General features: G+C 67.3%; 20 protein-coding genes and 3 pseudogenes. 10 read left to right on the top strand and 13 right to left on the bottom strand.

Going from position 1 to position 20,968, the window contains the following annotated elements:
• Positions 1–135: 135 nt before the first annotated feature.
• Complete coding sequence (cfaB, locus tag IB255_RS12955; RefSeq protein ID WP_192210452.1) at positions 136–1,320, top strand: C17 cyclopropane fatty acid synthase CfaB; 1,185 nt, start codon at positions 136–138, stop codon at positions 1,318–1,320.
• A gap of 131 nt (positions 1,321–1,451) precedes the next feature.
• On the top strand, positions 1,452–1,928 hold the full coding sequence (locus IB255_RS12950; protein WP_081518818.1) for a GNAT family N-acetyltransferase: 477 nt from the start codon (positions 1,452–1,454) through the stop codon (positions 1,926–1,928).
• Here IB255_RS12950 and folE2 read toward each other — a convergent pair.
• Complete coding sequence (gene folE2, locus IB255_RS12945; RefSeq protein ID WP_081518817.1) at positions 1,925–2,812, bottom strand: GTP cyclohydrolase FolE2; 888 nt, start codon at positions 2,810–2,812, stop codon at positions 1,925–1,927. The genes IB255_RS12950 and folE2 overlap by 4 nt on opposite strands.
• A 69-nt stretch (positions 2,813–2,881) precedes the next feature.
• Positions 2,882–3,283 (bottom strand): hypothetical protein, encoded by a 402-nt coding sequence (locus IB255_RS12940; RefSeq protein ID WP_192210451.1) that lies wholly within the window; start codon positions 3,281–3,283, stop codon positions 2,882–2,884.
• Between the two features lie 115 nt (positions 3,284–3,398).
• Between IB255_RS12940 and dksA the strand changes: the two genes are divergently transcribed.
• The 3 genes and pseudogenes from dksA (at position 3,399) to IB255_RS12925 (ending at position 5,658) form a co-directional block, all read left to right on the top strand.
• A complete protein-coding gene (dksA, locus tag IB255_RS12935) occupies positions 3,399–3,803 on the top strand; it encodes an RNA polymerase-binding protein DksA (RefSeq protein WP_081518815.1) in 405 nt (134 codons plus the stop codon).
• A gap of 20 nt (positions 3,804–3,823) precedes the next feature.
• Complete coding sequence (zigA, locus tag IB255_RS12930; protein WP_192210450.1) at positions 3,824–5,026, top strand: zinc metallochaperone GTPase ZigA; 1,203 nt, start codon at positions 3,824–3,826, stop codon at positions 5,024–5,026.
• Positions 5,026–5,658 (top strand): annotated as a pseudogene (locus IB255_RS12925) (DUF1826 domain-containing protein). The gene zigA and the pseudogene IB255_RS12925 overlap by 1 nt, the downstream one beginning before the upstream one ends.
• 137 nt (positions 5,659–5,795) lie before the next feature.
• Here the strand turns inward: IB255_RS12925 and IB255_RS12920 are convergent.
• Positions 5,796–6,152: an NADH:ubiquinone oxidoreductase gene (locus IB255_RS12920; protein WP_192210449.1), complete on the bottom strand. Its 357-nt coding sequence runs from the start codon at positions 6,150–6,152 to the stop codon at positions 5,796–5,798.
• A gap of 77 nt (positions 6,153–6,229) precedes the next feature.
• On the opposite strand from IB255_RS12920, the gene IB255_RS12915 reads away from it, so the two are divergent.
• On the top strand, positions 6,230–7,192 hold the full coding sequence (locus tag IB255_RS12915; protein WP_192210448.1) for a CobW family GTP-binding protein: 963 nt from the start codon (positions 6,230–6,232) through the stop codon (positions 7,190–7,192).
• Between the two features lie 85 nt (positions 7,193–7,277).
• Positions 7,278–8,300, top strand: coding sequence for an energy transducer TonB (locus IB255_RS12910; RefSeq protein WP_081518811.1), 1,023 nt, complete (start codon positions 7,278–7,280; stop codon positions 8,298–8,300).
• 107 nt (positions 8,301–8,407) lie between these two features.
• Here the strand turns inward: IB255_RS12910 and IB255_RS12905 are convergent, their stop codons facing one another.
• The 4 genes and pseudogenes from IB255_RS12905 to IB255_RS12895 all read right to left on the bottom strand — a co-directional run bounded on the left by IB255_RS12905 (position 8,408) and on the right by IB255_RS12895 (position 10,573).
• Positions 8,408–8,914 (bottom strand): nucleoside 2-deoxyribosyltransferase, encoded by a 507-nt coding sequence (locus IB255_RS12905; RefSeq protein WP_192210447.1) that lies wholly within the window; start codon positions 8,912–8,914, stop codon positions 8,408–8,410.
• Positions 8,915–8,916: 2 nt separating this feature from the next.
• A pseudogene (locus IB255_RS31270) lies at positions 8,917–9,351 on the bottom strand (calcium:proton antiporter); the annotation flags it as partial.
• Between the two features lie 60 nt (positions 9,352–9,411).
• Positions 9,412–9,999, bottom strand: a pseudogene (locus IB255_RS31265) (calcium:proton antiporter); the annotation flags it as partial.
• A 94-nt stretch (positions 10,000–10,093) separates the two neighbouring features.
• The gene (locus tag IB255_RS12895) at positions 10,094–10,573 is read right to left on the bottom strand and encodes a hypothetical protein (protein ID WP_192210446.1); all 480 of its coding nucleotides are present in this window, start codon (positions 10,571–10,573) and stop codon (positions 10,094–10,096) included.
• Positions 10,574–10,771: 198 nt separating this feature from the next.
• Between IB255_RS12895 and IB255_RS12890 the strand changes: the two genes are divergently transcribed.
• Both IB255_RS12890 and IB255_RS12885 read left to right on the top strand, forming a co-directional pair.
• On the top strand, positions 10,772–11,722 hold the full coding sequence (locus IB255_RS12890; protein ID WP_081518807.1) for an adenosine deaminase: 951 nt from the start codon (positions 10,772–10,774) through the stop codon (positions 11,720–11,722).
• Between the two features lie 138 nt (positions 11,723–11,860).
• Positions 11,861–12,541, top strand: coding sequence for an SDR family NAD(P)-dependent oxidoreductase (locus IB255_RS12885; protein ID WP_151188961.1), 681 nt, complete (start codon positions 11,861–11,863; stop codon positions 12,539–12,541).
• A 154-nt stretch (positions 12,542–12,695) separates the two neighbouring features.
• On the opposite strand, the gene IB255_RS12880 is transcribed toward IB255_RS12885, so the two are convergent.
• A complete protein-coding gene (locus tag IB255_RS12880; RefSeq protein WP_192210445.1) occupies positions 12,696–13,577 on the bottom strand; it encodes a LysR substrate-binding domain-containing protein in 882 nt (293 codons plus the stop codon).
• A 101-nt stretch (positions 13,578–13,678) separates the two neighbouring features.
• On the opposite strand from IB255_RS12880, the gene IB255_RS12875 reads away from it, so the two are divergent.
• The gene (locus tag IB255_RS12875; protein WP_192210444.1) at positions 13,679–14,608 is read left to right on the top strand and encodes an AEC family transporter; all 930 of its coding nucleotides are present in this window, start codon (positions 13,679–13,681) and stop codon (positions 14,606–14,608) included.
• Positions 14,609–14,852: 244 nt separating this feature from the next.
• On the opposite strand, the gene IB255_RS12870 is transcribed toward IB255_RS12875, so the two are convergent.
• From IB255_RS12870 to IB255_RS12850, 5 genes are all read right to left on the bottom strand, one after another.
• The gene (locus tag IB255_RS12870; protein WP_081518803.1) at positions 14,853–16,382 is read right to left on the bottom strand and encodes an APC family permease; all 1,530 of its coding nucleotides are present in this window, start codon (positions 16,380–16,382) and stop codon (positions 14,853–14,855) included.
• A 124-nt stretch (positions 16,383–16,506) separates the two neighbouring features.
• Positions 16,507–17,523: a heme-dependent oxidative N-demethylase family protein gene (locus IB255_RS12865; RefSeq protein WP_081518802.1), complete on the bottom strand. Its 1,017-nt coding sequence runs from the start codon at positions 17,521–17,523 to the stop codon at positions 16,507–16,509.
• Positions 17,524–17,537: 14 nt separating this feature from the next.
• Positions 17,538–18,506, bottom strand: a complete 969-nt coding sequence (locus IB255_RS12860; protein ID WP_081518801.1) for a PDR/VanB family oxidoreductase — start codon at positions 18,504–18,506, stop codon at positions 17,538–17,540.
• A complete protein-coding gene (locus tag IB255_RS12855) occupies positions 18,503–19,102 on the bottom strand; it encodes a dimethylamine monooxygenase subunit DmmA family protein (protein ID WP_081518800.1) in 600 nt (199 codons plus the stop codon). The genes IB255_RS12860 and IB255_RS12855 overlap by 4 nt, the downstream gene beginning before the upstream one ends.
• Before the next feature lie 429 nt (positions 19,103–19,531).
• Positions 19,532–20,968: a sigma-54 interaction domain-containing protein gene (locus IB255_RS12850; RefSeq protein ID WP_192210443.1), complete on the bottom strand. Its 1,437-nt coding sequence runs from the start codon at positions 20,966–20,968 to the stop codon at positions 19,532–19,534.

Here is a 20,968-nt window from a genome sequence, read left to right as displayed (position 1 = left end):
GGCGCTCCACAGCAAAGGAATCGGCAGGTCCACCGCTGCGGTCGGCGCCCGATAGTTTTCCGCGGGCCAGGCCATAGGCGAAGACTATGGAAGTGCTGGTCTATAGTTCTTCAGCCCTGTGACCAGGAGGTTTGCATGAAAGCCAATCTGCCCTCTGAGTTGCTGTCCCTGCAGTTGCCGCTGCGTATCCGCATCGGCGAGGCCCAGGTCTTCGACCTCGGCCCCGACCCGCAGGTAACTCTGGTTGTCCGCGATCCCACGCTGCTGACCGAGATCACCCACCCCAGCCTCGATATCCTCGGTCGCGCCTACGTCGAGAACCGAATGGACATCGAGGGGCCGATGCAGGAAGTGATCGCCACGGCCGACGCCCTGAGCGCCGCGCTGGGTGACGACGACGACGATGCCGACTACGTGCGCGAAAGCCACGACAAGGCCACCGACGCCGAAGCCATCCATTACCACTACGACCTGTCCAACGCGTTCTACCAGCTCTGGCTCGACCCGGAGATGGTGTACTCCTGCGCCTACTACGAGACCGGCAACGAAAACCTGGCCAGCGCCCAGCTCGCCAAGCTGCGTCACCTGTGCCGCAAGCTGCGCCTGAAACCGGGCGAGAAGCTGCTCGACGTCGGCTGCGGCTGGGGCGGGCTGGCGCGCCTGGCGGCGCGGGAGTTCGGCGCACAGGTGCACGGCATCACCCTCAGCGAGGAGCAGCTCAAGCTCGGCCGCGAGCGGGTCAAGGCGGAAGGACTGGAAGGCAAGGTGACCCTGGAATTGCGCGACTACCGTGACCTGCCGCGCGATGGCCGCTACGACAAGGTGGTCAGCGTCGGCATGTTCGAACACGTCGGCCACGCCAACCTGGGCCTCTACTTCCAGCACCTGTACGACGCGGTGCGGCCGGGCGGGCTGGTGATGAACCACGGCATCACCTCCAGCAACACCGACGGCCGCCCGGTCGGGCGCGGCGCGGGTGACTTCATCGACCGCTACGTGTTCCCCCACGGCGAGCTGCCGCACCTGTCGCTGGCCGTCGCCCGCATGAGCGAGGCGGGGCTCGAAGTGGTCGACGTCGAAGGGCTGCGCCTGCACTACGCGCGCACCCTGGACTTCTGGAGCAACAGCCTCGAGGCCAGGCTGGCCGAGGCGGCAAAACTGGTGCCCGACCAGGCCCTGCGCATCTGGCGCCTGTATCTGGCCGGTTGTGCCTACGGCTTCAAGAAGGGCTGGATCAACCTGCACCAGATTCTCGCCAGCAAGCCGCATACCGACGGCGGCCACGAAGTGCCCTGGAGCCGCCGCGACCTCTACGCCTGAGCCTGTTCGTGGCGTGCCATCGGGCCCGGCTTGCCGGGCCCGATGTCTTTCCGGCGCGCAGCAAAAGGCTTGCATCGGGGGGCCGGGGAGGCTAAACCGCCTTTCCCCACTGACTCTTTGGTAGATGAATCATGGTGAATTTCTTCCCGGACCTGTCCCTCGTCGAACTCTCGCCCGCGCAGGCGCCCTGGCCACTGTTGCTCAAGGCCGACCCCAGCCGCGAACAGATCGAGAGCTACCTGCCCGATTCCCGCCTGCTGGCGCTGAACGAGGCGGATTCCGTGCGCGGTGTGCTGACGCTGACTCCCCGCGAGCCCGGCGTCGCCGAGATCACCAGCCTCGCGGTCGAGGACGAATGGCAGGAGCGCGGCCTGGGCCGCCGCCTGCTGCTGGCGGCCATCGAGCAGGCGCGCGAGGCAGGCCTGCAGCGCCTGACCATCGCCACCGGCAACTCCAGCCTGGCCCAGCTCGGCCTGTACCAGCGCCTGGGCTTCCGCATCGTCGGCATCGAGCCGGATCACTTCGTGCGGCATTACCCCGAGCCGATCTACGAGAACGGCATCCAGTGCCGTGACCAGATTCGCCTGGCACTCGACCTCGGCGCCTAGTCGCGCACCCAGCGGCTCACCGCCACCGCATCGTGGGCGTGCAGGCTTTCCGCATGCACCACGCGCACCTCGAAGCCTGACACCTCTTCGCGCTGCAACAGCGCCCGGTGCAGCCGGCGTGCGGCGTCCTCGCAGAACATCAGGTTCTGCCCATTGGCCAGGGCGAAGGCCTGTTCGTCGGCGCGCTTGACTGCCGTCTGCACGGCGGTGCCGAGGGCGTCTTCGGCGTGGTCGATCAGCTCGCTGAAAGCGAATGCCGGTGCGGTCGGGTCGAGTCGCAGGTTCAGCTGTGCCTCGCTGCGCTGGCTGTGCGGCGTGGCGACTATGCCCTGCGGGCTGCCGAGCCAGGCGCGGACCTCGCTGGCCTTCAGCGGGCGGTCGGCGAAGTCGGCGTCGAAGCGCTCCTGGATCAGCTGGCGCGCCAGTGCCGCCGAGCACGGGCAGGTCGAGGAGTAGGGCAGATTCAGGTGCAACTCCAGGTGCAGCGCATCGTCCTCCAGCTGCGCGTGGATCTCGCAGGCGTAGCGCTTCCAGCCGCTCAGTGGGCTGACCAGCGCCGGGCGTCGCAGCAGCAGTTCGAAACGCAGCGTCAGGCTGGCGCGCCGGGAAAGCTGCGCGTGGCTCCTGAGGAACTGCCTGAGCAGGTCACGCAGCAGCGCCGGTGAAAGCTCCGCATCCGCCAGCGCCTCCAGCGCCAGGTACAGCCTCGACATGTGGATGCCGCGCGCGTCGGCTTCGTCGAGGCTGACGCCGGCGTCGGCATAGGCGGCAACGCGCTCGCCAGCGATACGCAGCGGCACGGCGATGCCTTGCATGCCGACCCAGTCGAGCGGGATGGGCAGGCGGGTGGATTGGCAGGCGATATCGGGGAGCAGGGCGGTCATGGGCGGGTCACAGTCGGCAATTGTTATAATATAACGTATTTGCTTCCCGCCGATCCCGCAATGGGCTCGTCAGCGTTCGTGCTGCTTGCAACCGCTGACCCGGCCGCAGGTCAGGCGCGCACTGTCACCCGTGGAGCTGCTGAAGCGGCTGATGTTGGTCCAGCCGATCCCGCGGCTGGTGCCGACCCACACCTGGCCATCGCTGGTCACCCCGCTGAAGAAGGTCAGCCTGCCGTAGCGCGTGCCGGTCTGCGCCCAACGTCGTCCGCTGCTCGCCTCGAAACCGCGCAGGTAGGTGTCGTGGCCCTGGGTGGCGACGCTGTAGAGATTCCCCGAATCGTCCATGCAGGCCAGCACCGAAGCCGACCAGGCGCAGCGCGCCGGTTCCTCGCCGGGGAAAGGCAGTGGCGCGGACCCGCTGGCGTGGGCGAAGGGAGAGAACAGGCAGAGCAGCAGGGCGCGGCGCAGCATCGAGGGTCTCGGCAGATGGGTGGAGCGAAGCGTCGATATCGCACGTCGGCAGGCTATTGTCGAGCGTGCATTGTTATAATATAACATAAAAGATCACTCCCTTCCGGAGACGGTCATGACCGAACAGGAACTGCTCGCCCAGCCCGGCGAGGCCTACATGAGCGAGGCGCAACAGGGCTATTTCCGTGCACTGCTGCTGGACCAGCGCGACGAACTGCAAGGGCGCATCGAGGAGGAGTTCCAGGCTCTGCAGGACACCGAGCGGGCCAGCGACGAAGCCGATGTCGCCAGCCGCGAGGAGTCGCGCCAGTGGCAACTGCGCCTGCTGGAGCGCGAGAAGAAGCTGCTCGACAAGATCGACCAGGCGCTGGAGCGCCTGGCCCGGGGCGATTACGGCTGGTGCGAGGAAACCGGCGAACCGATCGGTCTGCGCCGCCTGCTGCTGCGCCCCACCGCCTCGCTGTGCATCGAGGCCAAGGAGCGCCAGGAACGGCGCGAACTGCACGTCCGCGAAGCCTGAAATCCCTGGAGATGATCCCCGTGAACGCCCCACTCCCCGTCACCGTCCTGTCCGGCTTCCTTGGCGCCGGCAAGAGCACTCTGCTCAACCATGTGCTGAAGAACCGCGAGGACCTCAAGGTCGCGGTCATCGTCAACGACATGAGCGAAATCAACATCGACGGCCGCGAGGTGCAGCGCGATGTCAGCCTCAACCGTGGCCAGGAGCGCCTCGTGGAGATGAGCAACGGCTGCATCTGCTGCACCCTGCGCGAGGACCTGCTGGAAGAGGTCAGCCGCCTCGCCAGCGAAGGCCGCTTCGACTACCTGCTGATCGAATCCACCGGCATCTCCGAACCGCTGCCGGTGGCCGAGACCTTCACCTTCCGCGACGAGCAGGGCCGCAGCCTGTCTGACCTGGCGCGGCTGGACACGCTGGTCACGGTGGTCGACGGGCTGAACTTCCTCGCTGACTACCAGGGCGCCGACAGCCTCGCCGAGCGTGGTGAAACCCTGGGCGAGGACGACGAGCGCTCACTCAGCGACCTGCTGGTGGAGCAGGTGGAGTTCGCCGACGTGATCCTGGTGAGCAAGATCGACCTGATCGGTAGCGCCGAGCGTGACGAGTTGCTGGCGATCCTGCGCCGGCTCAACCCGGACGCCGACATCCAGCCCATGGTCATGGGCCAGGTGCCGCTGGCGAGCATCCTCGACACCGGCCGCTTCGACTTCCAGCGCGCCGAGCGGGCGCCGGGCTGGCTCAAGGAACTGCGCGGCGAGCACCTGCCGGAGACCGAGGCCTATGGCATCTCCTCGGATGTCTACCGGGCGCGCCGGCCCTTCCACCCGCAGCGCTTCCACGACTTCCTCGCCCGGCCCTGGAGCAACGGCCGGCTGCTGCGCTCCAAGGGCTTCTTCTGGCTCGCCAGCCGCTACCGCGAGGCCGGTAGCTGGTCCCAGGCCGGCGGCCTGATGCGTCACGGCCTGGCCGGGCGCTGGTGGCGCTTCGTCCCGCGCGAGCACTGGCCGCAGGACACCACCGAGCTGCAGGGCGTGCTGCGCCACTGGCGCGAAGACAGCGGCGATTGCCGCCAGGAACTGGTGTTCATCGGCCAGAACCTGGACTTCCCGCGGCTGTTCGCCGAGCTGGACGACTGCCTGCTCGACGAAGAAGAAATGGCCGCCGGCACCACCGCCTGGAAACGCCTGCCCGATCCCTTCGAACCCTGGGAGGCCGGCGCCTGATGCTCGCCCTCGAAACCCCCGTCTGGCCGCGCCAGGTGCTCAGCGACGATCCGCAGGTGCTCGCCGAAGTGCTCAAGGAAGACGTCAACCTGGCCGTCTGGCAACGCACGCTGTACCCGGAAATCAGCAGCTTCGCCGGCTGGCTGGGGACCCAGGCGCTGGACCTGACGCAGAGCCTCGAGGTGGTCGATGAGCGCGTCGAACTGGGCGACCTGCTGCGCTAGTACGCCATGCTCGACGGCTGCACGCTGTTTCGCAGCGACCTGCAATGGCTGGCCGAAGCCTTCGCCTGTCTGACCGGTGCGCAGCGCATCGGCCTGCGCCTGCGCAGCCTGGACAAGGCCATGTGTCCGCGCTTCCACGTCGATCACGTGCCGCTGCGCCTGGTCACGACCTACTCGGGCCCCGCCAGCCAATGGCTGGAGGAGTGGGCCATGGCCCGCGCACGGCTGGGCGATGCGGCAGCCGAACCGGTCAGCCGGGCCGAGATCCGCGAGATGGCCGCCGGCGACGTGGGGCTGTTCAAGGGCGAGAAATGGGCCGGCAATCTCGGCGGCGGCATCGTCCACCGCTCGCCGCTGCCGGCGCCGGGTGAGCGACGCCTGCTGCTCACGCTCGACTGGCTCGGCTGAGGTTTCGCGCGGGCAAAAAAATGGGCCGCCCGGGGAGAGCGGCCCAATTCACCAAGATCATGTCCGGCGTGGGGTGCCGGGAGGGTGTGAGGTACCCGAGGTCAGTAAGCCCGAGCCGTGTGACAGGGCGATGACCGTTACTGCGGTTTGCGCCAGTGGCCGTTGCTCTGTTGTTCGCAGAAGGGCTGGAGGACGCGCGCGTCGCTGGCCACGCCGTAGTAGTGGATGTCCTGGCGATAGGGCACGCCCTGGGTCTGGGCGTTCTCGCAGACACCGAAGGCGCCGCTGGGGCAATTCTCGGCGTAGGTCACCTCGACCTTCTGGTCCTTGAGCTGCGGCTGGCAGAAACCCTCGCGGAAGAGTTTTTCCGGAATGGTGCGGTTCTGCTGACAGACCTTCACGTCGACGTCCTTGCCCTGGGTGTGCACCACGCAGGCCTCGCCGTGGGCGAGCAGGGGCAGGCAGGCGAGGGCGAGAGGCAGCAACAGGCGCATGATCGATCCGGGGTTGGCGGGAGAAAGCCGCGACTCTAGCGCTTTTCCCGGCGAGCGTCAGGCGGCACCATGGGCGAATGTTGAAGCAGATCGCGACTCATCTCATCGCCGGCCCCCTCGGGGCGGGCAAGACCAGCCTGCTGCAGGGCTTGCTGGGGCAACGCCCGGCGGGTGAGCGCTGGGCCGTGCTGGTCAACGAATTCGGCCAGGTCGGCCTGGATGCCGCGCTGTTGTCCCGTGACGACGACGGCATCGCCCTGGGCGAAGTCGCTGGCGGCTGTCTGTGCTGCGTGAACGGCGCACCGTTCCAGGTCGGCCTCGGCCGGCTGCTGCGCAAGGCCAGGCCGCAACGGCTGTTCATCGAGCCCTCCGGCCTCGGCCATCCCGCGCAACTGCTGGCGCAACTGCGCGCCGCGCCCTGGCAGGGCGTGCTGGCGGTGCAGCCGCTGGTGATGGTGCTCGATGCTGCCGCGCTGGCGGCCGGGCAGCCCTTGCCCGAGGCGCAGCAGCTGGCGCTGGGCGAGGCGGCGCTGCTGCTGATGAACAAGTCCGAAGCGCTGGATGACGCGGCGCGTGCGGCCCTGGTGGCGCGCTTGCCGGAGGCGGCGTTGCGCTGGACGACCCACGGCCGATTACTGCTGGGCGAGCTGCCGAGTACGCCGCTTGAAGTGACGGGCGCTGATTTGCCGCAGGGCGCTTCGTCCATCGAACCGGCGATGCTGTTGCGTCGAGAGTCGCCGCTGCGTCAGGTGCGCGTCGAAGAGGGCCGACAGGCGGTCGGATGGCGCTTCCACCGTGACTGGCGCTTCCGCACGGCCGAGCTGGACGCCTGGCTGGCCGGGCTTCCCGGCCTGTTGCGGGCCAAGGCGGTGCTGCACGGCGAGGACGCCTGGCTGGCCTGCAACCGTACCGTTGGTCCGGCGCCGTGGACGCCCAGTGCCTGGCGCAAGGACAGCCGGATAGAGCTGATCCTGGCCGCCGAACTTGATCCACAGGCCTTGCAGACCGATCTTTTGCGCTGCGCGATCGCACCGGCCTGACAGAGAAGGTTGCCCTCGCGTAACGAGTGAATGATAATAATTATCAGCAGATACTGCTTCGTGAACTCTTCCCGCAGGCTTTCTCATGTCGTTACCCCAACCGCGCAAAGCGGCGGACGCCAGTCTTGCCGTGGACGCTGAGGAACAGCTGTTCACTTCCGCCACGGCGGATGACGGCGCCCATTTGCCCAGCGTGAACGCCCAGCGCGTCAATGAGGCCACCCTGCGTCTCGTCAGTTGTGCCGGCCCCCGCCGCGACGAGGAAGTGGTTCCCGAAGAGGTCCTGATTCCCTACGCCGCGCCGGTCGAAGGCGTGGAAGACGGCGAACAGCCGCCGCCCCCCGGTGGCTGGTGGAAGTCCTCGGGCCTGGCGATCGGCATGCACCTGGCCATCGTCGCGGCGCTGGTCTGGGTGATGCCCACGCCGGCCGAACTGAATCTGGGCGCCGGCGAGATGCCCAAGGCCATGCAGGTGAGTGTCGTCACCCTGCCGCCCAAGCCCGAAGTGCAGCAGCCGCCCGCCGCCGCGCCGACTCCGCCGCCGCCGGAGCCCGAGCCGCCGAAACCGATCGAGCCGCCCAAGCCGGTGGAGAAGCCCAAGCCGAAACCCAAGCCGCCCGAGAAGGCCGTGCCCAAGGTATCGCCCAAGCCCAAGCCGAAACCCAAGCCCGAGCCGGACCCGGAGCCCGCCGAGGAAGCCGTCGCACCGCCGGCCCCGGCTGCACCGCCGCCGCCCGCCGCGCCCACCGTCGGCCAGTTCACCCAGGGTGCCCAGGCCGCGCCGGCCGGTTCCCAGGGCCCGGCCGGCCTGCCCACCGGCAGCCTCAACGACAGCGACATCAAGCCGCTGCGCATGGACCCGCCGGTCTACCCGCGCATGGCGCTGAACCGTGGCATCGAAGGCCGGGTGAAGGTGCTGTTCACCATCACCAGCGATGGCCGCATCGCCGACATCCAGGTACTGGAGTCCTCGCCGCCGCGCATGTTCGACAACGCCGTGCGCGATGCCATGGACAAGTGGCGCTTCGAGCCACGCGTCAGTGGTGGGCGGATCGTCGCCCGCCAGGCGACCAAGGTGTTCTTCTTCAAGCTCGAAGGGCGTCGCTGACGGCCTGCCGAGTGAAACGAAAAACGCGCCCCAGGGCGCGTTTTTTGTTGCTGATGATCGGCCGGCAGGCGCGCCCTGCGGGCGCGGATCGCGGGCATGGCTCGCTCCTACAGGGGCATCAGTTCCGCGCGCAGCAGTTCCAGCGCTTCCCGCGGCCCGCCCACGGCAATGCGAACCGGCACGCTGAGCATCAGGTTCAGCGGCAGGCCGAAGCCCTCGATCTGGTTGCCGTCGCGGTCGCGACCCGGCTCTTCGCCGTGCCACTCGCAGGGCAGGCGTTCCGCACAGCTGCCGCCTTCATCGATGTAGCCGAACAGTGGCTTGCCCAGCGCGGCGGCGTAGCCCAGCTCGAAGGCCGTGCCACTGTCCGGCTCGGCGCCGCGGAAGGGATTGAGATTGGCCAGCACCACGTCCGCCTCGGCGATCAGGTTGAGGTTGGCCTGGTAGATCCACAACGCCTGCTCCGGCGGATTGGCGATGCCTTCAGGCACCGAGTGATCGAGCGGGTAGAGGCCCTGCAGATCGAACTCGGCACACAGCGCCTTGAGCTTTTCGCCCTGGGCGAGGGCGTCGGGTCGGAATACATCGGGGCCGGCGAGGTAGATCTTGAGCATGGTCAGAGTCCCATGAACGACAACATCAGGAAGGTGGCGAACAGCACGAAATGGGTCATGCCCTCGATGGCGTTGGTCTTGCCGTCGTGCAGGTTGTAGCCGGCGACCATCAGGGTGATGAACATCATGCCGGTCTGTAGCGGGGTCATCGCCATCTGGATCGGCTGGCCCTTGAACAGCGCCAGCGCCTCGATCACCGGCACGGTGAGGATCACGGTGGACAGCGACGCGCCCAGGGCGATGTTGACCACCGGCTGCATGCGGTTGGCCATGGCCGCGCGCAGGGCGGTGAGGATTTCCGGGCTGGCGGAGATCGCCGCCACCAGCAGCGCTGGCACGATGGGCGGTACGCCGCTGCCTTCCAGGCCGACGTCCAGGGCCTTGGACATCACCTCCGCCAGCGCCCCGATCAGCACCACGCCGACCACCAGCAGGGCCATGGATTGCTTGCTGCTGCCGGGAGCCTCGTGGCCTTCGCCATGCTCGCCGTGGGTGGCGTAGTTGTAGCTGAAGAAGTAGCTGTGCTGGCCGGTCTGCATGCGCAGGAACAGCGCGTAGAGCATGACCATGCAGCCGATGGTGAAGAACGAGTAGAGCTTCCACTGCTCGGCCGGGATCAGCTCCGGCACCACCATCGAGATGCCCACGGCGGTGAGGATCATGGTCACGTAGGTCTTGCCGGAGTCGTCGTTGTACGACTGCTCGCCGTGCTTGAGGCCGCCCAGCAGCGCGGCCAGGCCGAGGATGCCGTTCATGTCGAGCATCACCGCGGCGTAGATGGTATCGCGGGCCAGGGTCGGCGAATGGTTGTGGTTCATCATGATCGCCAGGATCACCACCTCCACCAGCACCGCCGCCAGGGTCAGGATCATGGTGCCGTAGGGCTCGCCGACCTTCTCCGCAAGGATCTCGGCGTGGTGCGCCACGCGCAGGGATACGCCGATGATCACCGCCAGCAGCGCGCTGGCGGCGATCCCCGCGAGCATCTTGCCGCCACCCAGCAGGCTGTGCTCCAGCGGGTACACGGCAATCGCCACCAGCAGGGCAAGGAGGAGGAATTTTTCTTCTTTGAGCGCGCGCAGCATCGAGGGGGATGTCCATTGGCGTAAGAGGCGAGTGCGCCATCTTAGGCAATGCCCGGTAAGCGCACCAGCGCGCGACGGCGTGCCGCGCGGGCCCTCAGTGAAGCCGGCTGGTGCGCTCGAGGAACTGCTTCTGCGCGGCGAAGATCTGTTCGGGCATTGCCCGCAAGCTCCGGTAGGTGGTCGCCAGGCTCTGCGCCAGGGTCTCCTTGTTCGCCTGGTCGGTGGTCTCCGCGTAACGCTTGAGCTGCTGGTAGTAGCCGATCTGCAGTTCGTAGTAACGGGACAGGCTGCTGGCGAACGGGCCGGCGTCCTCGCTGTGCGGGAGTTGCTGCACCTGGTTCAGGTTCTTTTCGAGCTCGGCGATATGCTCGCCGGGGCTCTTTGCCGGCGCCCCGCGGCCTGGGTTGTGGCCGGGTTCGAAATCGCCATTGATCAGGCCTTCCATGTCCCGGTCGATGCGCTGCACGTTGGAGAGGAAGGCGGAGGTCACCACCTCGTTGTATTTCAGGTCACCGGGCTGCCCGCAGGCGATCAGGGCCAGCGGCAGCAGCAGGGCCAGGAGAGTCTTGTTCATGAGGCGGGCCGGGTGGATAGGTGGAAGGCGATTCTAGAAAGGGACCCGGTCGGAAGATTTCGCGGATATCTGTCTTTTGCGTCAGAATTATCTCTGTCCACTGCGTGATGGGGCTCGTCGCCCCGCTGCCAATTGCTTGCCGGGTCCGCCTGTGTGCCAATCACCGGCGCCTGACCCACCGATAACGAGACCTCACCCATGTACGACTGGCTCAATGCCCTGCCCAAGGCCGAACTGCACCTGCACCTGGAGGGTTCGCTGGAGCCCGAGCTGCTTTTCGCCCTGGCCGAGCGCAACAAGGTCGCCCTGCCCTGGGGCGACGTCGAGAGCCTGCGCAAGGCCTATGCGTTCAACAACCTGCAGGAATTCCTCGACCTCTACTACGCCGGCGCCGACGTGCTGCGTACCGAGCAGGACTTCTACGACCTGACCTGGGCTTACCTGGAGAAGTGCAAGGCGCAGAACGTCATCCACGTCGAGCCGTTCTTCGACCCGCAAACTCACACCGACCGTGGCGTGCCCTTCGAGGTGGTGCTGCGTGGCATCCAGGGCGCGCTCAAGGATGGCGAGAAGCAGTTGGGCATCAGCCATGGCCTGATCCTCAGCTTCCTGCGCCACCTGTCCGAGGAAGAGGCGTTCAAGACCCTCGACCAGGCCATGCCGTTCCGCGACGCCTTCATCGCCGTCGGCCTGGACAGCTCCGAAGTCGGCCACCCGCCGAGCAAGTTCCAGCGCGTGTTCGACCGCGCCCGCGCCGAAGGCTTCCTCACCGTCGCCCACGCCGGCGAGGAAGGCCCGCCGGAGTACATCTGGGAAGCCCTGGACCTGCTCAAGATCGAGCGTATCGACCACGGCGTGCGCGCCATCGAGGACGAGCGACTGATGCAGCGCATCATCGACGAGCAGATCCCGCTGACCGTCTGCCCGCTGTCCAACACCAAGCTCTGCGTGTTCGACCACATGCGCGAGCACAACATCCTCGACATGCTCGAGCGCGGCGTGAAGGTGACGGTGAACTCGGACGACCCGGCGTATTTCGGCGGCTATGTCACCGAGAACTTCCAGGCCCTGCACGAGCACCTGGGGATGACGAAGGAGCAGGCGCAGCGGCTGGCGCAGAACAGCCTGGATGCGCGGTTGGTGAAGTAAGGCCGACCCTGACCCTCTCCCTCTGGGAGAGGGCCTGCTCGCCGTCCCGATCCGTCCCCTGATCTGGCGCCCGCGACCTTTCGCGCAACCCCTGCTACCCCTATAAGAACGCCTCTCCCACCGACACGAGGTAGCAGCATGAACAGGATCGTCGCCATCACCGGCGGCTTCGGCCATCTGGGTAGCGTGGTCGGCCAGGCGTTCGCCGACGCCGGCTGGCAGGTCGCGTTGCTCGACCGCGCCGTCGGCCCGCGTTATCCACAGGCCGGCGCGCTGTCCATCGGCGGCATCGACCTCACCGACCCGGACGCCGCCCGCACCGCGCTGGAGCAGGTCAACGAGCATTTCGGCGGCCTCGACGCGCTGATCAACGTGGCCGGCGGCTTCCACTGGGAAACCCTGGGCGATGGTGACATCGACACCTGGGACCTGATGTACCGCATCAACCTGCGCACCGCCGTGGTCTCCAGCCAGGCTGCGCTGGCGCACCTGAAGGCGCGCGGACACGGGCGCATCCTCAATATCGCTGCCGCAGCTGCAACCCGCGCGGCGCTTGGCATGGGGGCCTATGCGGCGTCCAAGGCCGGCGTCATGCGCCTGACCGAAGCGCTGGCGGAGGAACTGAAGGACGCGCGGATCACCGTCAACGCGCTGATGCCGAGCATCATCGACACCCCGCAGAACCGCGCCGACATGCCCACTGCGGAATTCGACCGCTGGGTGAAGCCGGAGCAACTGGCGGCGACGCTGCTGTTCCTCGCCTCGGACGCTGCGGCGGCGATCACCGGCGCGTGCATTCCGGTGACCGGCCGCGTTTGATTGCGCGGCTTCCGTAGGGCGCATAACCCGGCACGGGTTATCCGCCGCGCTGGCGGATAACGCCATAGGCGTTATGCGCCCTACGTGTTCATCGGCGCCGGCGTAAACCTGTAGGAGCGGGCATGGCGCGCTCCTGCAATGTGAACCCGAGGCCTCAGGCCTCGACGGCCCCCGCGCTGCGCAGGAAAGCCGCCAGGCACGGGTTGTCGTTGTGCGGGCTCCAGGCCGCGCCGTACTCCACCTGCGGCGACCGGCCGATGGCGCGGAAGGCCACGCCGGGCAGTTGCATGCGCCGCATCGAGTCCGGCACCAGCGACACGCCCAGCCCCTCGGCCACCAGGTTGACGATGGTCTGCTGCAGGTGCGTCTCCATGCGCACCGCCGGAGCGAAGCCGTGCTGGCGGCAGCACTCCATCACCGATTCGTGCAGGGCCGGTGCGGTGGCCGGCGGGAAGGTGATGAAGGGTTCGCCGGCCAGCTTGGTCACGTCCAGTTCTGCTTCCTGCGCCAGGCCGTGTTCGGCCGGCAACACCGCGCACAGCGGCTCGCGCTGCAGCGTGCGATAGAGGCGCTGGCCCGGTTCGCGTTCGGGGAAGGTCAGGGCGACGTCCACCTCGCCGCTGTCCAGCGCCGGGCCCAGGTCGCGCGGGAGCATCTCGTTGAGCACCAGCTTCACCTCCGGGTGGCCGTCGGCGAAGGTTTTCAGCAGGCGCGGCAGCAGCGTCCAGGCAGCCAGCATGGTGAAGCCGATGCGCAGCTCGCCGCGCTCGCCGCGTGCCGTGGCGCGTGCCGAACGCACGGCAAGATCGAGACCGGCGAGCAGCGCCCGGGCCTGCTGCTGGAAGTCGCGGCCGGCGGCGGTCAGCTCCACCGAGCGCGAATGCCGGGCGAACAGCGGCGTGCCCAGTTCTTCTTCCAGCGCGGCGATCTGCCGGCTCAGCGGCGGCTGGGTGATGTGCAGCGCCTCGGCGGCTCGGCCGAAGTGCAGGTGCTCGGCGAGGGCGAGGAAATAGCGCAGCTGGCGGAAGTCGATCATCGATACGGTTTGGGTATGGATTGGCGCTTTAGTAAGCATTGGACGGTATCGATTGGCAACCCTATGCTCGCCTGCCGCTCCCGCTCTCCAGGTTCCCTGCCATGCACACCGTGTTCGCCGTCGTCCTGCCGATCTTCGCGCTGATCCTGGTCGGCTGGCTGTGCCGGCGCACCAACCGCCTCGGCCCGCAGGCGGCTTCGGAGATCAACAAGCTGGTGGTCTGGCTGTGCCTGCCGGCGCTGCTGTTCAAGGTCACCGCCACCGCCACCTGGGCGGAAATCTGGCAGCCGGGCTTCCTCGCCGCCTTTACCGGCGGCTGCCTGCTGGTGTTCTTCGCCACCCTCGTCTGGCGCCTGATGCAGGGCCGCGCACTACCGGCGGCGAGTATCGACGGCCTCAGCGCGTCCTACGCCAATACCGGGTACATGGGCATTCCGCTGTGCCTGCTGGTGTTCGGCCAGGACGGCCTGGAGCCGGCGCTGATCGCCTCGCTGCTGGTGGTCTGCGTGCTGTTCGCCATCGCCGTAGTCTGCATCGAGGTCGGGCTGCAGGAAGAGAAACACATCAGCCGCGCCGTCTGGGTGGTGAGCAAGGCGCTGGGCAAGAACCCGCTGGTGGTGTCGCCGATCATCGGTGGCCTCTGGGCAGTGACCGGTATCGGCCTGCCAGCGCCGCTGCTGCACTTCCTCGACATGCTCGCGGCTGCCACCACGCCCTGCGCGCTGGTCTCGCTGGGCCTGTTCCTGGCGCAGAAGCAGGAGGGCGAGCAGGTCGGCGCCTGGCCGCTGGTGGCGATCAAGCTGGTTGGCCAGCCGCTGCTCACCGGCTTCCTCGCCTACAAGGTCTTCGACCTGCCACCGCTGTGGGCGGATTCGGCGCTGCTGCTCAGCGCGCTGCCCACTGGCACCGGGCCGTTCATGCTTGCCGAGTACTACCAGCGCGAGGCCGCGGTGGTGTCGCGGAGCATTCTGGTGTCGACGCTGGGGTCGTTGGTCACGCTCTCCCTGTGCCTGCTGTGGATTGCCCGATAGCGTGCTCTTCGTAGGAGCGAGCTTGCTCGCGAACCGCCCAGCGCTGGAGCCGCCGGAAAATCCGTTCGCGAGCAGGAACTAGGCGTCCCCCTCGCTCCTACAAAAACCCGGGCATAAAAAAACGGACCGGCCATCGCGGGGATGGCGGGTCCGTCGCGCAAACGCAGGGGACCGTCACCAGGGGTAGGTGACGCTCCAGACGCAGCCCCTCAGGCGTATGGCCCGAATTGCGTCAACGTTGCGATCAAGCCGGTTCGGTCAGCGCGCCCGTAGCGCGCGCGGGTAGTTGGCGGCCGGAGATCCGGTGGGCGTCGCCCGCCGGTGCCGTGCCCTTGTCGTAGGGTTTGGCCAGCAGCATGTAGACCAGGCCCGCACCGATCACCACGACGGTGGTGAGGATCATCGAGTAGTTCATGTACCAGGGTGCGTCCGGGGTGCGTGGCCAGACCATGTTGGTGATCGCCGCCACGCCGTAGATCAGCGCTGCGATGTTCACCGGCACGCCCCACTTGCCGAGGCTGAAGTGGCCGCCGGGCACCCAGCCCTTGGCGCGGGCGATCAGCGAGGCGATGACGATCAGCTGGAAGGACACGTAGATGCCGATCGCGGCGAAGCCGACGATGGTGGCCACGGCGTCGCCCATGAACAGCCCCAGGCAGACGATGGCTGCCGGCATCACGCCCGCCACCACCAGCGCAACGGCTGGCACGTGGTTGGAGTTCAGCTTCGACAGGGCCTTGCTGCCGACGATCATCTCGTCGCGGGCATAGGCGAACAGCAGGCGGCTGGCGGCGGCCTGCAGGCTCAGCACGCAGGAGACGAACGACACCATCACCACGGCCATCACCAGTTTCGAGCCCACCGGGCCGAAGGCGTTGGCGAGGATGGTGGTTACCGGGTCGGTGTCTTCGCCGTTGATCACGCGCTGGATGTCCGGCACCGAGAGGATCAGCGCCAGGCACGCGAACATCGCGGCGGCACCGCCGATGTAGATGGTCATGCGCATGGTCTTGGGGATCATCTTGCCGGGGTTCGGGGTTTCCTCGGCGACGTCACCGCAGGCCTCGAAGCCGTAGTACTGGAACAGCCCCGCCAGGGACGCGGCGAGGAAGGCCGGCCAGTAGCTGCCGTCGATCTTGATGTCGAAGGTGTTGAACAGCACGCTGAACGGCTGGTGGCGCTCGAAGATCAGCAGGTAGCCGCCCACCAGCAGCGCACCGCCCAGTTCGCAGATGAAGCCGAACATGGCGACGCGTGCCAGCAGCTTGGTGCCGGACAGGTTGAGCACGGTGGACAGCGCGATCAGCGCCAGGGCGATGCCGATGGCGGCGTTGCCGTGCATGTCGAAGCCGAGCATGGCAGCCATGTAGGGGCTGGCGCCGACGGCGATGCCGGCGATGGAAGTGCACAGCGCCCAGGCATACACCCAGCCGACCATCCACGCCCAGCGTTTGCCCACCAGGCGGCGTGCCCAGGGGTAGACGCCGCCGGAGATCGGGAATTGCGAGACCACTTCGCAGAACACCAGGCACACCAGCATCTGGCCCAGGCCGATCAGCAGGTAGGTCCAGAACATCGGCGGCCCACCGGCGGCCAGGCACAGGCCGAACAGGGTGTAGACGCCGACGACCGGCGACAGGTAGGTGAAGCCCAGGGAGAAGTTCTCCCACAGGCTCATGCTGCGTTCGAAGTTGGAGCTGTAGCCGAGGGCAGCGAGCTGCTCGGCATCGGAATCGGTTACGCCAGCGGCACGCTTGGCAGGGGACCCACTCATCGTTGTTTCCTCTCGGGGGGTTGATGGGCAGAAGGCAATCGGCCGGCGGGCCTCACGACGCCCGCCGGTTCCCTTTTCGGGTTTTTAGTTGTGTGTGTTGCGCGGCTTTGCTCGTTGTGGAGAGTTACTGGCCGTCGTCGAACTGCGAGAGCCACTGCACCGCCTGCTGGTGGTAGCGGGTGAAGCCCTTGTAGTCGACCAGCTGCTGGTCGAGGGTCTTGAGCACACGGTGCATGCGCTTGGCCCACGCCGGGTTGGTGGCGATGTCTTCCAGGCTCAGCAGGTAGGTGCGGATCGGGAACACGATGGCGTTGCTGCGCGGCAGACGGTGCAGCGGCTGCAGCTCGATGCGCAAGTAGACCTTTTGCCCAGCGTTCTCGGCGGTGACCGTGGTGCGGTCCGGCGCCCACTCGGGCAGGGACTCGGCGGACACGTCCAGACGCGGGTTGACGGTCAGCGACCAGTTCAGGCGGCGCACCGGGTGGCCGTTGCGCAGACGCAGGAGGAATTTCAGCGCGCGGTCGAGCATGCCGGTTTCCTTCACCAGCGGCACCGGACCGTGGAACTCGTGCCAGGCCATGCCCAGGTTGAAGCGCAGCGAGTAGTCGGCGCGCTGGGTGGCGATGCCCGCGCCCCAGTACAGGGTGCCGTCGCGCTCCTCCTGCAGGACCCAGTCGCCCTGGGCCTGGCGGGTGACGTATTCCATCGGCTCATAGGGCAGGGTCGACGGATCACCGAAGGTGAAGGTGTCGTCGATGTTCAGCAGCTTGTTGGTCCAGTGCCAGCGGGTGCCGTCCTTCTCCAGGGAGAAGTACTCCGGGTAGTCCTTGGCATAGGCCTCCATGATCAGCTCGAGCAGGTCCCACTGCGCCTCCATCATGTGCGGCGCGGAGACGTAGTGCATGCCCGGGTCTTTCTCCAGGGTGATCGCACGGTCGCGGCACTCGCTGATGTAGTGCTCGTCGATGTCGAACACCGCGCGGAAGGCGTCGGTGCCCACCGAGACATGCGGCTCCAGGTTCATCGAGTACATGTACTCGTCGTCCGGGAAGGGCCAGGGTGCGCGGTCGATGCAGGCCTGGCTGTTCGCGTAGGTGTAATCGTCGCGGTAGGTTTCGTCGGGGCGGAATTGGATGGTCATGGTCGTTCTCCGGCTCAGCAGTCGATGACCAGCCGCGAGCACTTGGCGCGCGATACGCAGGGCATGATTTTGGTGTTGGCGGCCTTGTCCTCGTCGGACAGCCAGTCGTCGGTGTGGAGGATTTCTCCGTCCAGCTCCAGGACGTTGGTCTCGCACATGCCGCAGGCGCCACCACGGCACAGGTACGGGATTTCGTGGCCGGCGGCCTCGGCGGCTTCGAGCAGGCTCTGGTCGGGCGACACGGAGAGGGTCGCGCCACTGCGTGCCAGGGTGACCTGGAACGCCTCGCCGACGCTGCCCTGTTCGAGGAAGCGCTCGTAATGGATGTGGCTGTCGGTCCAGCCGTGGGCGTGGGCGGCGTCGATCGTTGCCTGGATCATGCCTTCGGGACCGCAGACGTAGACGTCGCTGCCCAGCGGTCGGTCCGCCAGTACCGCGGAAATGTTCAGGCGCTCGCCACGCTCGTCGCGGTACAGGCGCACGGCATCGCCGTATTCCTGCAGCAGTTCTTCACCCAGGCGCGCGTGGGCGTCGCCACGCACTGCCAGGTGGACTTCGAAGGGCGTGCCGCGCAGGCGCAGCTCGGCCAGCTGCGAGCACACCGGAGTGATGCCCACGCCGCCGGCGATGAACAGGTGCAGGCGCGCGTGCTTGCTCAGCGGGAACAGGTTCACCGGGCGGAGGATTTCCAGCTCGTCGCCTTCCTGCACCACGTCATGCATGTGCTTCGAACCGCCACGGCCGTCTTCCACGCGGCGCACGGCGATCTGGTAGGCGCTGGCGTCGTAGGGCGAACTCATCAGCGAGTAGGCGTTGCGGTAGGTACCGCTGGCATGAGGCATCAGCACCACGACGTTGCTGCCGCCGGAGAACGGCGTCAGGTGCGCGCCGTCGGTGGAGGCCAGGGTGAAGCGCTTGATCTCCGGGGTCACCTGCTCGATGCGGGTGACGCGGACATTCAGGGTTCCGTTGGACTGGCTCATGTGTCGAGCTCCTCGGCATCGGGCAGTTCGCCGGGGACTTCGGCGTCGGCCTTCACTGCCTGGAAGGCAGCCAGGCGGCGGGAGTAGTGGTCACGGACCACCAGCGTACGGGCGCAGTGCGGGCAGTCGAAGACGCGCTGGGTGACGTTCTCGGTGTAGCCGTCGCAGTGCACGCACCAGACGCGGCGCACAAAGGAGCCGGCATGCTCGCGCAGCACTTCGTCCTTGTTCAGGTTGATCGCGTCGGCGGCCTGCATGGCGGTGCCGATGAAGCTTTCGGAGCCAGCCAGGTAGAGGCGGGTCCCCATGTGCGACTGGCCCAGCAGCGCATGCAGGTCATCGACCAGTGCGCGGTTGCTCGCATAGATCGCCAGCTCCACGTCGGTGATGTCGCGCAGGGCGGCGAGGTGATCCTGGCCGGAGAAGGATTCGCTGGAATACAGCACGCGGATGGGCGCAGTGCGCGGCATCTCGGCGAGCAGGCGGAGCATGGCGGCGCCGCCGCTGCCCTGGCCGGCGATGATGTGGTGGTGACCACCAGCGAGCGGGCGCAACTGGTCGTAGACCGGCCGGCTCTTGATACCTGTGATGAGCATTATTCTTGTGCCTCCAGAACTGCCGGCTCTCTCGGTCAGGAGCGCCGGCGCGATTCGAGGACCCGTGCACGGCCACGGGTCGGAGATACACAGAGCACAGGTTGTGCCAAATAGTTAACCTATTGAAATTAAAGGGAAAAGTTAAAATCTGAAAGCGCAGGTGTAAGCAGAAATGACAACGCCTGTAGGCAGCCTTGCAGCGGTGGATTGTCGCAGGGGCGTTTCTGCCGGGTGCGGGAAGGCGGCGTGACCGGGTGGTCCCGCGCAGGCAGGCGATGGGGTGGAATTTTCGTAGGAGCGGACTTCGTCCGCGATGGGGCGGCGTGGTGCTGTCGCGGGCATGGCCCGCTCCTACAGCAACCGGGGCGCACGGCGCAGACGCTCTTGTAGGAGCGGGCCATGCCCGCGATCAGGCCGACAGGCCGGCGCTCAATCGTCGCGCTGCAACTTGCGAATCAAGGTGCCGACGTCGATACCCAGGTGGACCGCCGCCTTGCGCTTGCTGCCGCACAGGCGCACGGCCCGCAGGATCACCTGGCGCTCGTAGCGCTGCACCTGGGCCTTGAGTGGCTGGTCGTCGATGGCCGCCACCGGTTCGTCGAGCGCGACCGGGCTGCCGGCGGGTGGTGCACCGAGCAGTTCGGGCGGCAGGTGCAGCTCTTCCGCCACGTCGTCGGCGAGCACGGCGAGGCGCTCGAAGATGTTCACCAGCTCGCGGATGTTGCCGGGGAAGTCATAGGCCAGCAGACGCTCGCGGCAGTTCGAGGACAAGCGCAGCGGCGGCTGGCGGTCGCGGTTGATGCGCGCCAGGAGGATGTCCATCAGCACGGGCAGGTCGTCACGGTGGGCGCGCAGCGGCGGGATTTCCACTGGCAGCACGGCCAGGCGATAGTAGAGATCGGCGCGGAACTCGCCGGCGGCCACCTGGGCGCGCAAATCCTTGTTGGTCGCGGCGATCACCTGCACCTGGACCTGCTTCGACAGCGGCGAACCCACCGGCTGGATGGTGCCGTCCTCGAGGAACTTGAGCAGCTTGGCCTGCACCTGCAGCGGGATCTCGCCGATCTCGTCGAGGAACAGCGTACCGCCCGAGGCGCTCTCGATGTAGCCACGTTTGCCCGACTGCAGCGCGCCGGTGAAGGCGCCGCGCTCGTAGCCGAACATCTCCGACTCGAACAGGGTTTCCGGGATGCTCGCGCAGTTCACGTCGATGAAGGGCCGGTCGCCCCAGCCGGCGGCGCGGTGGATGTGCCGGGCGATGGCGGTCTTGCCCACGCCGGGTTCGCCGAGCAGCAGCAGGCGGGCGCGGCGGCGGAACGCGCGCACGCCCATGTCGGCGATGGAGGAGAGCAGTGGGGACATGTGCAGCGCATTGTCCTGCGGGTCGCCCAGGCCCTGCAGGTCGGTGGTCGAGGCGCGCCCGGACGGGCTGCGCAGGCTGCCCGCCGTGCCCGGCTCGTATTCGCGCTGGATCAGCAGGTTGTAGGGCTTCTCGTAGGCCGTCGTCGGCACCGCCTGGGCGCGGGTGAGAAACACCCGGCCGTCGCGCGAGCGGGTCAGCGCGCTCTTGCCGCCGCGGCGCAGGGCCTGCTGGAAGTCGTCGAATTGCAGCGCCGAGCGCTGGAAGAAGTCCACGTCGCTCAGGCCCAGCACATCGAGGCGGGTGACGCGGTTGACCCGTTCCGCCGCGAGGTTGATGAAGCGCACCCGCGAGTCGCCGTCGCAGACGATCACCGCCTCGCTGAAACTGTCGAGCAGGGCGTGCAGCGCCGGCGTCTCCAGCAACGCGGAGAGCATCTCGCCCGACGCGCTGACCGAGGAGCGCATGCCCATGCGCAGCGGCGCGAAGAAGCCTTCTTCGCTCAT

It is taken from the genome of Pseudomonas sp. PDM22 (genome assembly GCF_014851965.1).
Classification (GTDB): Bacteria; Pseudomonadota; Gammaproteobacteria; order Pseudomonadales; family Pseudomonadaceae; genus Pseudomonas.
The sequence above is the reverse complement of the archived record's forward strand: the minus strand, read 5'-3'. Positions and strand labels throughout refer to the sequence as shown.